The organism is Paenibacillus sp. PK3_47, assembly GCF_023520895.1.
Taxonomy (GTDB): Bacteria; Bacillota; Bacilli; order Paenibacillales; family Paenibacillaceae; genus Paenibacillus_AQ.
This window is the reverse complement of sequence record NZ_CP026029.1, coordinates 2,009,158-2,023,133: the sequence shown is the minus strand read 5'-3', so window position 1 is coordinate 2,023,133 and position 13,976 is coordinate 2,009,158. Positions and strand designations below refer to the sequence as shown.

Genomic DNA, 13,976 nt, shown 5'->3' with positions numbered 1-13,976 from the left:
AACCATGAAGCTGCTTGTGAAGAATAAAGAAGGGCTGATCTGGGATATTTCCGGGATTGCTGCAGATATAACGTGGAAAACCTCCCGCTCCGGCAAGCCGGCTACACTTGAAGTGACGCTTGTGGACAGCGGGATCTACCAGCATCCGAAGTTTGGCATCAGCAACGGCGATATAGTGCAGTTCAGCAAGGATGGTTTGGATGTGTTTTACGGTTTTGTTTTTACGATCGGTATCGGGTCCGACCAGGAGATCAAACTGACGGCCTACGATCAGATCCGTTATCTCTTAGGCAACGGCAGCTATGTGCTGCAGGATGTCACGGCAAGTGAGGTGATCGCCAAAATCGCCAAAGACTACGGTCTGAAGACCGGGGTGCTGGACACCGCCGAGTATAAGATCCCCTCGCTGATCGAGGATGACAAGAAGCTGCTTGATATTATCATGAATGCCATCGGCTATGAGCTTCAGTATAAGGGAGGGCTGATGGCTTTTTATGATGACTTCGGGAAGCTGACCTTGCGGAAGCCGGAGGCTATGCTGCTGAATGTTATTTTGGGGGCAGGGCATTACCTGTATGACTATACGCTGAAAAGAAGCATCGACGAGAGTACGTATAATACGATTTTTCTGTATAAGGATAATCCGGAAACCGGTAAACGGGACTTCTACCCGGTGACGGATAAAAGCAATGTGGAACGCTGGGGCATCCTGCAGCTGTACCAGAAAGCCGATGATAAGGCTAATAGCGCGCAGATTCAGGAGAAGGCGAACAACCTGCTGAAGCTGCATAACCGGGAGAGGCTCAGCCTTTCCGTGCAGGCCATCGGGGATATGCGTGTAAGAGCGGGGAATTTCATTTATGTGCTGCTGGATGAATTCGAGACCCAGCTGTTCCTGGTGGATGAATGCAGCCATAAGTTATCCGGAGGGGAGCATACGATGTCCCTGACGATTAAGGTGGTGTAAATGAATATGCTGGATATTATTAAAAAAGCGAGCCTCGGAGCCGTATCCAATACGAATCCGGTGGCTTTTTCTTATGGGATGGTGACCGCGGCCGATCCGCTGCAGATCCAGGTGGACCAGCGGTTTATCCTGTCGGGTCCCGCGCTGGTCCTTCCGGAATCGGTGCTGGAGAGCGCTATTGAGCTGGAAGGCCGGCAGATTATCGTGCGGCGGGGACTTGCGCCCGGTGACCGGGTGCTGCTGCTGCGCATGCAGGGCGGACAAAGCTACATCGTTCTTGACCGGCTGGTGGTGTCATGATCCCGGCTATTGGCAGGGCGGGGCCCATAACGTCGCTGCTGGAGAGTGAGGGGGCTGCGGGGAATACAGAACTCCCCAGTCTGACTTACCGCATGGATTGGGAGCGTAAACGGATCACCGGCAGTGTGGACGGGCTGGATGCTGTCAAACAGGCAGCGGTCAAAGTGCTGCAGACTGAGCGTTATGAATTTTTGATCTACAGCACGGATTATGGCACCGAGTGGAATCTGGTGCTCGGGAAAGACCGGCTGCTGGCCAGATCGGAGCTGAAGAGAAGTGTAAGTGAAGCCCTGTTCCAGGATGAACGGATCCGCGGGCTGGAGGGTGTGGAGGTTACTTTTGACGGTGATCATGTGAGCTTAAGCTGTACGGTTGTTACGTATTACGGCACTTTTGAGCTCAGAAAGGAGTGGAGTGACAGTGTATGAGGATCAGACGTATGAAGTGCTGCTGGAACGAATGCTGGCACGGGTCCCTGAGGGGCTGGATAAGCGCGAAGGCAGTATTATCTATGATGCGCTTGCCCCGGCTGCAGCGGAAATGGCCCAAATGTACATCGAGCTGGATGTGAACAGCAATTTATATTTTGCCGATACAGCATCCGGAGCGTATCTGGAACGCAGTATTGCCTGGACCGGCATTACCCGCCATCCGGCTACCAAAGCACAGCTCCGCGGGGTGTTCTTTGACAGTGCAGAAGCGCCGGTGGATGTTCCGCCGGGCAGCCGGTTTTCGCTAGGTCTGCTGAGTTATACAGCAGTGGAGAAGCTGTCTCCCGGGGCATACCGTCTGGAGAGTGAAGCTGCCGGGGTGACCGGGAACCAATACTTCGGCAGCCTGCTGCCGGTAGACTATATTCCGCAGCTGGCACGCGGAGAGATTACGGCGCTCCTGATTCCCGGTGCAGATGAGGAAACGGATGAGAGCCTGCGCCAGCGTTATTTGGATGCAGCCAGACGCCCGTCCACAAGCGGCAACAAATATCATTACATGGAGTGGGCCTCACAGATTGAAGGTGTGGGCGGGGCGCGGGTTTTTCCGCAGTGGAACGGTCCCAAGTCGGTAAAGGTGATTATTGTGGATGCCGAGAAGAAACCGGCCTCTGATCTGCTGGTCTCGCAGGTGCAGCAATATATTGATCCGCTTCCGGGCCAGGGGGAGGGGCAGGCTCCAATCGGAGCGGTAGTTACCGTTGCCTCTGCGGCAGGCAAAAACATTACAGTCAGCGCGAAAGTCACATTAGCTGCGGGGTATACACTGCAGTCGGCCATCAATGCTTTTAAAGTGATACTTGAGAAGTACCGTAAGGACAAGGCTTTTGCTGCCACCTATATCAGCCACTCTGTAATAGGCTCTCTGCTGCTGGATACAGAGGGTGTCCTGGATTACAGTGAACTGAAGCTGAACGGCGGAACAGGAAACGTGACCTTAACGGAAACCGAAGTGCCGCTTTTCGGCAGCGTTGCGCTGGAGGTGTAGCGATGGGGTATCCGGAACAAATCGATGTATTCAAAAGCAAGCTGAATAAAAAGCCGAGCGGCGGCAGCTATGTGGTGGAAGAGAAGCTGGTGCTTACAGACGGCGTCTACAGCGGCTTTCTGACCCATGACAACATCAATAACCAGAGCATCAGAGTGTATACCGGCGCTCATTACAGCGGGATAGAGCTGCGGAATTTCTCGGTTTCTTTTCCGGATGAAGCGCCTTGGCGGCGGATCATTAAGATTTTTGCGGATGTGCCTGAGGTATATGTAACCTACGAAACACCGGGTGACACCGTGGAAGCGGACGATATTAACACGCTGCAATCAGCGCTGACAGCAACACAAGGCGAAATGGAACGTTACAAATCAGCGGGACTGATTGACGGCGGATCTTTTAGAAGAGAGGTGTAAAATGGCGCAAACAATCCAAGTGAAACGCGGTACCCGGGCGGAGCTGTCCACTTATGGTGTGCTGAAAGCAGGCGAAATGGGGTTCTGCACGGATACGAAGGAAGTGTATATCGGTGACGGTACATCCAATTCCATGGTTGGACGGGCCTTGTCGGGTCCGGAAGCTTCGCGTCCGGCAGCGGCCTCCGCAGGCCGTTTATATTATGTAACAAGCGGGTCAAACAGCGGATATATGTATCTCGATGACGGGGCAGCCTGGCGGCGGATCAATTCGCAAAAGCTGACCGATCTCACAGGGACTGTAGACGATATTGCCGACGGCACAACCTATGCCAAAGTAATGAAGGCAGATATCACCTCAGGACATGTGAACAAGGTATCGGATGGTACCAATGTAAAGACGGCTGCGGAGATCAAAACCCATATTGACGATGCCGCCAAGCACCGGGTCATTAATGATACGGGGACAGCGATTACAGATTTGTGGTCAGCACAGAAAATCCGCAATGAGATTGAGCTGGCAAAGCATAACATTGAGCCGCAGAGTTCGGTCAAAGACCAGCATCTGACTGTGCCGCCAGCGGCTCCTGCCGAGGGAGACCGTTATATTATCCCCTCTGCGGCTACGGGTGTATGGGCTGGAAAAGGCAGTCAAATCGCCGAGTACCAGTCCGCAGCATGGGCATATTATGCTCCGGCCGTCGGCTGGACCGCTTATGTGGATGACGAGCAGAAAATCTACAGCTGGAACGGCAGTGCCTGGGTGCGTACCGGCGGAGCCCTGCAGACTATTAATGCAGGTAACGGCTTAGTTGGCGGTGGACAGGCGGATGCAGTCACGCTGAATATCGGGGCTGGTAACGGGATTACCGTTACGGCCGATGCCATTGCAGTTACCGCCGGCAAGGGAATCACGGTGGATGCAGGCGGAGTTGCCGTGAATATCGATGGCAGCAGTATTGTGTATGATGCCGCAGGCGGCAACCGGCTGATGGTGGCCAGTATTGACGGCGGCACATTTTAGGGGGCGACGGATATGGCGCTTAAGACTTTAATTCAAATCCGCCGCGGGCCGGAAAGCGCGCTCGGTACTCTTGCTGCCGGTGAGCTGGGCTATTGTACCGATACAGGCAAGCTGTATATCGGTACAGGCAGCGTGAACATGCTGCTTGTGGCTTCACAAAGCACCGGCGATATGCTCAAAAGCATCTACGACACCAATAACAACGGCAAGGTGGATTATGCGCAAAATGCAGACAGCGTAACCTGGGCCGGGGTGGACGGCAAGCCTTCCGTTTTCCCGCCGGCAGCACACACGCATGACTATATGCCGAAAGGCCCGCTGAGCTGGAATCAGCTTAAAGGGGTGTAGCTATGGCTTATGGAGAGCATTTATATGGCATTTTGGCCTACTCCTCCGAGGCGGCCGATCAGGAAGGACCAGAGCTTGTACAGCCGGACTTGATGAAATATCTGCCTGAGTATTACCAGGGCGTGGTGGAGATGGAGCAGCTGCAGAGCAGCTGTGCCATGGAATGCGGACAGCTTCTTTATTCTATAGAAGATTCCGCACTGCAGAATCATGTGGAGACGGCGACCTGGGGGCTGTCACGCTGGGAGAATGTGCTGGGTCTGACTACGGACACAACCAAAGCCTATGCGACCCGCAGAGAAATGATCAAGGCCAAGCTGCGCGGGAGCGGAACGACTACGCCGGAGATGATCCGGAGGACGGCGTCTGCTTTTTCCGGAGGGGATGTAGAGGTTGTGGAGGTGCCTGGAGCGTACAGCTTTCAGGTGCGTTTTGTCGGCACGCTGGGCATTCCGGCCAATATGGCCGGGCTCATTCAGATCATTGAAGAAATCAAGCCTGCGCATCTGGACTATGAGTTTGTGTACAGCTATACCTGGTGGGATTCCGTGAAATCCCTGACCTGGAATGGTGCGCATGCAAGAACCTGGAATGAGTTAAGAGTATTCAAATAGGAGAGTGAAACTATGAAAACTACGGGCAATTTGGGTCTGAAAAAGCCGGATGGCACAGATATCGTAGATATCGCTGATCTGAACGGCAATATGGATATTTTGGACACTGCGGTCAAGGCTGCGCAGGATCACGTGTCCGATGCGGTTAAGCATATCACCGCAGCAGAGCGCACAGCCTGGAATGCCAAAGCCTCTACGGCTGCGGCTACCTCGAGCGCAGCAGGACTTATGGCTGCAGCGGATAAGGCGAAGCTGGATGGGGTGGCTGCGGGGGCGAATAATTATGTGCATCCTAATCACACGGGCGATGTTACCAGTACGGGGGACGGCGTGACGGCTATTGCGCCTGGGGTAATTGTGGACGCCGATGTAAACAGCACAGCTGCGATCGGGTGGGGGAAGATCAGTAAGACCGGATCAACACTCGCAGATCTGGCAACACGGTCTGCTGGGGATTTGAACAGTGGGACGCTGCCGGCCGCACGGTTGCCCTTTAATATTGACGCGGCCAAAATCGGCGCTGGTGTTGTATCAAATGCGGAGTTTGGATATCTGGATGGCGTGACGAGCAGCATTCAGACGCAGATTAACAACACTGTCAAAAAATCCGGAGACACGGTGATAACGGGTACGCTGACGGGGCCGAAATTTTCGGCAAACGGTACGGAAGGTATTACGCATCAAGCTACCGGTGATACGGTCGGCCTGTCCGCGTACCGATCCGGGGAAAATGACTATCAGCTGAGAGTGAATAACAACGCATCTGGCGCTCAGCAGGATACCACGAAGCCTACTCTTGCAATGGCGGTAGACGTGACTAAGGCATCCCCAGGATTCCGGATGTGGTATCGTCCTCCAGGGGGGAACTCTGATTCCTGGCTAAACACTTTTGAAGTAAACGCCTTGACTGGTAATCTGGTGACTAAGAACAAAGACGGACTCGCGAGGATTGTAGCACAGTCTTCTTCTTGGGCTGAGGTTTATTACGTTCGGCCAGACGGGAACGATGCTAATAACGGGCTGATGAATACCAGTGGTGGCGCATTTAAAACTATAGGCGCAGCTATTGGGGCATTGCCTCAAGTGATCACCCACAGTATTACGATCTACGTCGCTCCAGGCACGTATAATGAGCCTGTATATGTTGGAGGGTTTTCCGGGGGCGGAATGCTCAAGATTGCCGGGGCAGCGTCCGCCGCTACCACGCACACGATCACGGGCCAAGTTTCATTTATACGGAACACCTGTCGCACTGAGTTTATCGGGTTTAACCTTACAAATACGACGTTAAACGCCATGCAAGCGATATCCTGTACCGAAGCGTTTTTCCAGTATATCCGTTCTGATTTAGGCGGTTCGCCTGTAGCCTTGCACGCCGAGAACGCTAAAGCGTATGTAAATAACTGTGTATTCTCCAGACGTTCGACGGCGGTACTTTATGCCCACACTAACGGGGAGATACTATCTCAATCAAATTCGGGCAGTGGAAACGCAACTATATACCAGGCGGCATATGGCGGCCGTATTCACGGTTCCTATGATTCCATAGTGGGTAACGTGCAGGCAGGAACAAACGACGGCGGCATAGTTACTACTGGTATGGGCGCTGTAAACCCGTGGGGCGACAATACACAATCTCAACGGAGTTATTGTGGCGCTGGGCCTATCGCAATGCAATTTGTTCCCCGGCTTACTTGGACAAAGGTCAATTACGGAGGGGAGTACAGCGACCAACGTAACGAATACGATTATAACTTGTCGAGATTCGTTAACAGGGAGGCTGGCATATATTCTATCTCCGCAAAGACTGCATTCGATAATAACGGAGAAGCAATGAACGCGCACTTAAGACTTAACATAAACGGCAATCACTCGTGGATGCTGGGGGGACAGGCATCAAATATTAACGGTACTGTGATTGTGGGCGGTACTATTACGCTCGATATGCCTGCAGGCACTATTATTGAGGTGCTTTTGTGGACGGACAAACCATCCGGAGCTACTCTTTCTTCAGATGGAACGTACTCCAACATTTGGATCACGCGAGTAGCATAACAAAGGAGGAAGAAGAATGAATATATCACTGGCAATCCAACACGTATACCCGAACGCGGATCCTCTACATGACTATATCGTCCAGGACGACGGGCTGCAGCCTGTCCTCCGTCCTGGTGCTGAAGAGAAGGGCCGCGTCCGCTACAAGATCAAAGAGCTGGAACGCGAGAACTCCGAGGTTCCGGTCGAGTATGTTGAGGGTGTTCACTACTATTATGGAGTGGATTACTCTCTGCTGACCGTGGGCGAGGATTACGATCTAGTAGAACGCGGTCCATATATCGCCGCATGGAACCTGGATGTTCCCCAGCCGACAATGGAGGAGCTGGAAGCAGCATGGGAAGAGCTTCAACAGCTGCCAGAGCCGGAACCGCCGGAGACAATCGCGGATAAAGCTGACCGGCTGGAAAATGAAAACAAACTCCTCAAGGCGCAGATCAGCGCCCAGTCTGAGCGTTCGGACTTTATCGAAGATCTGATTGCTGAACTTGCCACACAAGTGTATCAGTGATCATCGATAACATCTGATCGCTCATATTAAAGCTGAAAGGAGGCGAACATTATGTTAGCTATTTTTTTCGCACAGCGCGTTATTTTGGGCAAGACTAAATATAGCGAGGTACCTGCAACACTGCAGCCGGACGTAAAGGCTATTCTGGTAGACAAAGACTTGGAATACCTGACAGAAAAATAGCATCCACAATAGCGCCCTTATTTTGCCCCCTTCCGGGGGCTTTCTTTTTACAATCACGGCAGAAGGGAGAGTGGGGGGATGAATAGCAACGATATTGCGAATTTGGAAAAGCTGCTGCCGCTGGCGGACCAGTACGGGCTTGCTTATATAGTAGCTTTGGTACTGCTGGCGATTTTTCTGGTGCTGCTGAGATCGATTGTAAAAGGGAACCTGGTGCCGCGCGAGCTGCTGGAACGTGCTGAGGATGACAGGGACCGCCTGCAGAATATACTCGACAAAGAGCGTTCCGATTTCATGGCACCGACGCTTGAAGTACTGCAGAGACTGAAAATTGATCACGCCGCAGGCAGCGGAAATGACGAAGACAGGGGAGGATAACGTGCTGAGCAGCTGGATCAAACGGCTATCGCCCCTACATCGCGGTAGGGAGAGAGAGCTTAGACAGGCATCAAGCCGGATCACTCTCTCGATTCGCCGGTACAAGAATGTCTCAGAAGACATACAGGAAGAGATCCGGAACAACGGATTTGCCGAATTTTTAATTTATGACCGAGGTGTAGAGGATGGGCATCATTGATATTGCATTGTTCATTGCATATTCCATATCGTTTGTTTGTGCGCTTATGCTGATGGCGGCGCTGTTTTTTTATTTCCGCAAAAGATTCCGTGTACGCGTAGTCAGTCTGTTTATGCTGGCCGCGTTCTTTTTTCTGGGGGCTTACACCGTGAAAATGGCTGTCGCTTTCTGGATCAGATTCTATACGGTGTCCGGTGCGGATACGGTTATGGCGTCACTTTATTCACAGGCATGGGCAGCTGCCCAGACTGGAACAACACTAGGACTGGTCATCCTGACCTGGTTAATGTACAGCAAGCGCAAGGACCTGTTCATTGTGCTGTCCGAGATCAAAAAAGGAGAACTCACACATGCTGACCCTGACACAAATCAAAAATAAGTCAGCATCCCGTCTGGCCGGCCTGCATCCTGTTGTGCTCGCCGCCGCCGAGAAGCTGATCGAGCGCTGTTACGTTAGCGGTGTCCCGATTCTCATTACCCAAGGGCTGAGAACAGCTGCAGAGCAGGATGCGCTGTACGCCCAGGGACGTACGAAGCCGGGAGCTATCGTCACCAATGCCCGCGGCGGATACAGTTACCATAACTATGGACTCGCCATAGACTTTGCGCTGCTGCTGCCAGGCGGTTCCCATGCATCATGGGATATGAAACGTGACGGGAACAATGACGGTATTGCAGATTGGCAGGAGGTAGTGAAGCAGGCGAAAGCAATCGGATTGGAGTGGGGCGGAGACTTCACCAGCTTCAAGGATTACCCGCATTTTCAAATGAGCTTTGGGATATCGATTTCAGGCCTGCGTGCAGGGCTTAGACCTTCTGAAGCGCAGATTGCTGCCGCTTATAAGCGGATGGAGGAGAAGGAGGAGGAGGCTGTGAAAAGTGAAACCATTGCTGCGGTAAAAGTGAACGGGGTCAAAGTTGCTGACGGCAGAGTAGAAAACGGAGTAACCTATGTACCGGTGCGTGTAATTGCAGAAGCTCTCGGTGCAAAAGTAGGTTATATAGCGGCTGCTAAAACGGTTGAAATTACCACCAGCTCCCGTTAATCCCGCCAAAAGGGAGGAGTTTACATGATCAATACTGATATTCTCGATAACGTTATGGCATTTGCATCTGTGCTGGCAGTCTTTATCCTGGCTCTGGTGCAGCTGATCAAAAATAACATCAAACTGCCGCGGAATACCATTCCTTTTATAGGGTTAATGATCGGCTTGCTCATTGGAGCTGTGTCGTATCCTTTTACGGAGCTGGACCTGATTCTGCGGTTATGGTCGGGAGGACTTGCCGGCTTATCGGCTACCGGATTATTTGAGCTGGCTTTCAATAACCGTCAGGGTTATACGAATAGTAATTAATATATTCGAGGTCTACTTTTGATATCATACGACACCCGTTAACGATTGCCGGCTCCGACCTATCAACTCACGCACCAGAACATATTATTAACTGGGAAATGCTAATGCTAACGGACCCCAGATCCGTTATTTTGTGCTAGACGCGTGTTTTGGAATCCTAACAGACCTTAGATCCGTTATTTCATCCGAAAGGGCTTAATTTACCCATTATTTAGCAGAATAAAGGAACCACGGTGCGTTAGCGATGGAAACGGAGCGATTTGCGGAAAATAACGGACGCAGTGTCCGTTAGCGTGCGAAAGAAGACGAGGCTGTAACGGATGCAGCGTCTGCAGACATGGTAACACAGCAAAGAAACCCAAGACCATTTAAAAGAGCTGGGTTTCTCAACACTCTAAGGCCTGCTCGAAAGAGCAGGCTTTTTTGTCATTTTAGAAAGGTTACATTTAAAGGGCCCTGTAAAGTACCTGAATACACACCGGTGTAAAAACCCACTTTGTAGGGATGTTTTGCGTGCTATATTATGGAATCTTCAAGGCGGCTGAACAAAAATTTACGCCGTTTTACAAAAAAAATCGTTTGTAATCCTGATCTGACGATGTATAATGCTATACAAACCACAGCAAATACCTTACATAAACACCCCGAAAGCCAGCCATTCTAATAAGTAGGAATTCATTAATATTTTGAGACTGTATAAAGAACGGATTTGGTGTATAATCATAGTTACTGCGACGCTTTACAGCGTAATAACTTGGGGATATCCGATAGGTTATCATGTACAGGTATGAGGGAAGCTTCAAATAGACAATGTTAGAAACATTGATCCGTAAAGAGGATGGGGGGAGCAGCATGACTGAACTTACGACTACCGTTAGCAAAAGCAACTCCAACAATCTGCTGCGGCGGGACGTACGGTTCCTGGGGAACATTCTGGGCGAAGTCTTGGTTCATCAAGGCGGTAACGAACTGCTGGAGATCGTAGAAAAGATCCGTGAAACCAGCAAATCGCTGCGCTCATTGTTTTTGCCAGAACTGCACAATGAATTTAAAGAGCTGATTAATTCACTGGATCCGGAAAATCGCCACCAGGTGATACGGGCATTCGCTATTTATTTTCAATTAGTGAATATTGCCGAGCAGAACCACCGGATCCGCCGCAAGCGTGATTATGAACGTTCCGCAGGAGATACTGTACAGCCTGGCTCGATAGAGAGCGCTATACAGGAACTCCGTGAACGGGATTTTTCGCATGAAGAGGTTCATGAAATTATGAACGGCCTGTCTCTGGAGCTGGTCATGACGGCTCACCCTACGGAAGCGATGCGGCGTGCGATCCTCGATATTCATAAGCGGATTGCTGATGATGTCATGGGGCTGGATAACCCGACGTTAACCTTCCGCGAACGTGAACAGCTCCGCGAGAAGCTGCTGAACGAAGTGATCACCCTGTGGCAGACGGACGAATTACGCGACCGCAAGCCTACCGTACTCGATGAAGTACGTAACGGAATGTATTATTTCCATGAGACTATTTTTGATGTGCTGCCGGACGTCTACCAGGAACTTGAGCGATGTCTAAGCAAATATTATCCGGGCCAGAACTGGCATGTGCCGACTTATCTGCGGTTTGGCTCCTGGATCGGCGGGGACCGTGACGGTAACCCTTCGGTTACTGCTGCTGTAACCCTGCAGACGCTGCGTCTGCAGCGCAAGCTGGCTATCCGGGAATATCAGCGCATTATGCGTGAACTGATGCAGTATCTGAGCTTTAGTACAAGCATCGTTAAGGTAACTCCGGAGCTGCTGCAGTCCATTGAGCAGGACAGGGACATTATCAAGCTGAACCGCTTCGATGCCTGGCGCAATGATAATGAGCCTTACCGGATTAAGCTGAGCTATATGATCTCCAAGACACAGAACGTGCTGGATGATGAGAAAAAAGGTACTCCTGAGCGCTATTCGGCACCACAGGAATTCATAGACGATTTGAACATTATTGACCGCAGTCTGCGCCATCACTATGCGGACTACGTGGCAGACACTTATATCAAAAAGCTGATCCGCCAGGTTGAACTGTTCGGATTCCACACAGCAACGCTGGATGTCCGCCAGCACAGCCAGGAGCATGAGAATGCAATGGCGGAAATTCTGGCCAAAATGAATATCACGCAGGATTACGCCGGTCTTACGGAGTCCGACAAAATCGCACTGCTGGAGAACCTGCTGAATGATCCGCGCCCGTTGACTTCTCCTTACCAGACTTACAGTGAAAGTACGGAGGAATGCCTTGCGGTATACCGTGCGATTTTCACGGCTCAGGAGGAGTACGGCAAGCATTGTATTACCAGCTACCTGATCAGTATGGCAGAAGCGGCCAGCGATATCCTGGAGGTTATGGTGTTCGCCAAAGAAGTCGGTCTGTTCCGCAAAGACAACGACGGTACCGTCGTCTGCACTTTGCAGGCTGTGCCGCTCTTTGAGACGATTGATGACCTGCACAACGCACCGCAAATTATGCGCAAGCTGCTTCAAATGCCGATTTACCGTGCGGCTGTAACAGCGATGAATGATCTTCAAGAGATCATGCTCGGTTATTCGGACAGCAATAAAGACGGCGGCGTGGTTACAGCAAACTGGGAACTGCGCGTAGCGCTGAAGGAAATTACAGCTACAGCTGACGAATTCGGCATCAAGCTGAAGTTCTTCCACGGACGCGGCGGTGCACTCGGACGCGGCGGCATGCCGCTGAACCGCAGTATTCTGGCCCAGCCGGCATCGACGATCGGCGGAGGAATCAAGATTACCGAGCAGGGAGAGGTAATTTCCTCCCGTTACTCGATGCAGGGGATTGCTTACCGCAGTCTGGAGCAGGCCACATCCGCGCTTGTAACGGCAGCGATTAATGCAAGAACGCCGCAAGCTGATCTGTATGAAGCCAAGTGGGATGAGATTATCGCCCGGATTTCCGAAGTCTCGCTGCATAAATATCAGGATCTGATCTTCCGTGATCCGGATTTCCTGACCTATTTCAAGGAATCAACCCCGCTGCCTGAAGTGGGCGAGCTGAACATCGGTTCCCGTCCTTCCAAGCGGAAGAACAGCGACCGGTTTGAGGATCTGCGGGCGATTCCTTGGGTATTTGCCTGGACGCAGAGCCGTTATCTGCTTCCTGCTTGGTACGCTGCCGGAACAGGTCTGCAGAGCTTCTATGACGGCAATGAAGAGAACCTGAAGATCATGCAGCATATGTATGCCAACTTCTCCTTCTTCACTACCTTAATTGATACGCTGCAGATGGCCATTGCCAAAGCGGATCTTGTAATCGCAAAGGAATATGCCACCATGGGCAAAAATGAGGAATCGCGCCAGCGGATCTTCGGACAGATCGAAGCCGAGTTCAAGCTGACTTCCGAGCTGATCCTCAAAATTACCGGCCAGCAGGACATTCTGGATAACGTTCCGGTTATTCAGGAGTCGATCCGCCTGCGCAACCCGTATGTAGATCCGCTCAGCTACCTGCAGGTACAGCTCTTGTCCGAGCTTAGAGCCTTGCGTGATGCCGATGGTGATGACGCCGAGCTGCTGCGCGAAGTGCTGCTTACGATCAACGGTATTGCCGCAGGTCTGCGGAATACGGGCTGATACCTTGAGGTCGCCAACTGAAATGATCCGATCTTCACGGGGTGTTCCTAAGTAAATTAAGTTTTTGAGTAGTCAGATGCTTTGATACTTAAGTGCACTTCCGAAGTCGGCAAAGCCGCTTCAAAACCCCATCCGCCTCCTATGTAGGCCGGACGGGGTTTTTCTGCTTCTATAGAGAGTCGGCGGTAACAAGGGCCGGTTCGTCACCTCATCCCGGAAAACTGCCGTAATACAGCAGTTTTCTGCTCTTTGCCCCTCCGCCTTTGTTGCCGATATGTAAGTTGGCTAAATTACATAAGCATTATAGTGCCGGTGATGGCGCAGCGGAGAGAAAATTTGGAACTGTAGGAGCAGTAGCGTCCGCCTTTATTGTCGTATTCCTACCGCAGACAGCGGTTATATTCAGGGAATCTGACAATAACAGCGGCCGGAAGTCCAAATGTTTCACGCAGCTGCGGTTAATCACCGTAACCATCAATGCGAAGCTGATTTCCAACTTACA

The 13,976-nt window shown here is 51.5% G+C and carries 16 protein-coding genes; all 16 read left to right on the top strand.

Annotated features, from left to right (window positions below):
• Positions 1-4: 4 nt before the first annotated feature.
• The 16 genes from C2I18_RS09050 (at position 5) to ppc (ending at position 13,474) form a co-directional block, all read left to right on the top strand.
• Complete coding sequence (locus C2I18_RS09050) at positions 5-967, top strand: XkdQ/YqbQ family protein (protein ID WP_249900904.1); 963 nt, start codon at positions 5-7, stop codon at positions 965-967.
• On the top strand, positions 968-1,267 hold the full coding sequence (locus C2I18_RS09045) for a DUF2577 domain-containing protein (RefSeq protein ID WP_342760336.1): 300 nt from the start codon (positions 968-970) through the stop codon (positions 1,265-1,267).
• Complete coding sequence (locus C2I18_RS09040; RefSeq protein ID WP_249900903.1) at positions 1,264-1,695, top strand: DUF2634 domain-containing protein; 432 nt, start codon at positions 1,264-1,266, stop codon at positions 1,693-1,695. Before C2I18_RS09045 ends, C2I18_RS09040 begins: the two co-directional genes overlap by 4 nt.
• Positions 1,688-2,746 (top strand): baseplate J/gp47 family protein, encoded by a 1,059-nt coding sequence (locus C2I18_RS09035; protein ID WP_249900902.1) that lies wholly within the window; start codon positions 1,688-1,690, stop codon positions 2,744-2,746. The genes C2I18_RS09040 and C2I18_RS09035 overlap by 8 nt, the downstream gene beginning before the upstream one ends.
• Positions 2,747-2,748: 2 nt before the next feature.
• Positions 2,749-3,162, top strand: a complete 414-nt coding sequence (locus tag C2I18_RS09030; protein WP_249900901.1) for a phosphoglucomutase — start codon at positions 2,749-2,751, stop codon at positions 3,160-3,162.
• A gap of 1 nt (position 3,163) precedes the next feature.
• Positions 3,164-4,186, top strand: coding sequence for a DUF2793 domain-containing protein (locus C2I18_RS09025; protein ID WP_249900900.1), 1,023 nt, complete (start codon positions 3,164-3,166; stop codon positions 4,184-4,186).
• Positions 4,187-4,198: 12 nt separating this feature from the next.
• On the top strand, positions 4,199-4,534 hold the full coding sequence (locus C2I18_RS09020) for a hyaluronate lyase N-terminal domain-containing protein (protein WP_249900899.1): 336 nt from the start codon (positions 4,199-4,201) through the stop codon (positions 4,532-4,534).
• Positions 4,535-4,536: 2 nt separating this feature from the next.
• A complete protein-coding gene (locus tag C2I18_RS09015; protein WP_249900898.1) occupies positions 4,537-5,148 on the top strand; it encodes a YmfQ family protein in 612 nt (203 codons plus the stop codon).
• A gap of 12 nt (positions 5,149-5,160) precedes the next feature.
• The gene (locus tag C2I18_RS09010) at positions 5,161-7,203 is read left to right on the top strand and encodes a pectinesterase (protein ID WP_249900897.1); all 2,043 of its coding nucleotides are present in this window, start codon (positions 5,161-5,163) and stop codon (positions 7,201-7,203) included.
• 16 nt (positions 7,204-7,219) lie between these two features.
• A complete protein-coding gene (locus C2I18_RS09005; RefSeq protein WP_249900896.1) occupies positions 7,220-7,714 on the top strand; it encodes an XkdW family protein in 495 nt (164 codons plus the stop codon).
• A gap of 51 nt (positions 7,715-7,765) precedes the next feature.
• Positions 7,766-7,897 carry a hypothetical protein gene (locus C2I18_RS29620; RefSeq protein ID WP_275100971.1) on the top strand — a complete coding sequence of 44 codons (132 nt, stop codon included), beginning with the start codon at positions 7,766-7,768 and terminating at the stop codon, positions 7,895-7,897.
• A gap of 78 nt (positions 7,898-7,975) precedes the next feature.
• The gene (locus tag C2I18_RS09000; RefSeq protein ID WP_249900895.1) at positions 7,976-8,275 is read left to right on the top strand and encodes a hypothetical protein; all 300 of its coding nucleotides are present in this window, start codon (positions 7,976-7,978) and stop codon (positions 8,273-8,275) included.
• A gap of 185 nt (positions 8,276-8,460) precedes the next feature.
• On the top strand, positions 8,461-8,853 hold the full coding sequence (locus C2I18_RS08995; protein ID WP_249900894.1) for a hypothetical protein: 393 nt from the start codon (positions 8,461-8,463) through the stop codon (positions 8,851-8,853).
• Entirely contained in the window at positions 8,825-9,520 is a 696-nt protein-coding gene (locus C2I18_RS08990; protein WP_249900893.1) for a M15 family metallopeptidase, read from the top strand. Before C2I18_RS08995 ends, C2I18_RS08990 begins: the two co-directional genes overlap by 29 nt.
• 24 nt (positions 9,521-9,544) lie before the next feature.
• Positions 9,545-9,829, top strand: coding sequence for a holin (locus C2I18_RS08985; RefSeq protein ID WP_249900892.1), 285 nt, complete (start codon positions 9,545-9,547; stop codon positions 9,827-9,829).
• Positions 9,830-10,681: 852 nt separating this feature from the next.
• Entirely contained in the window at positions 10,682-13,474 is a 2,793-nt protein-coding gene (gene ppc / locus C2I18_RS08980; protein ID WP_249900891.1) for a phosphoenolpyruvate carboxylase, read from the top strand.
• Positions 13,475-13,976 lie beyond the last annotated feature (502 nt).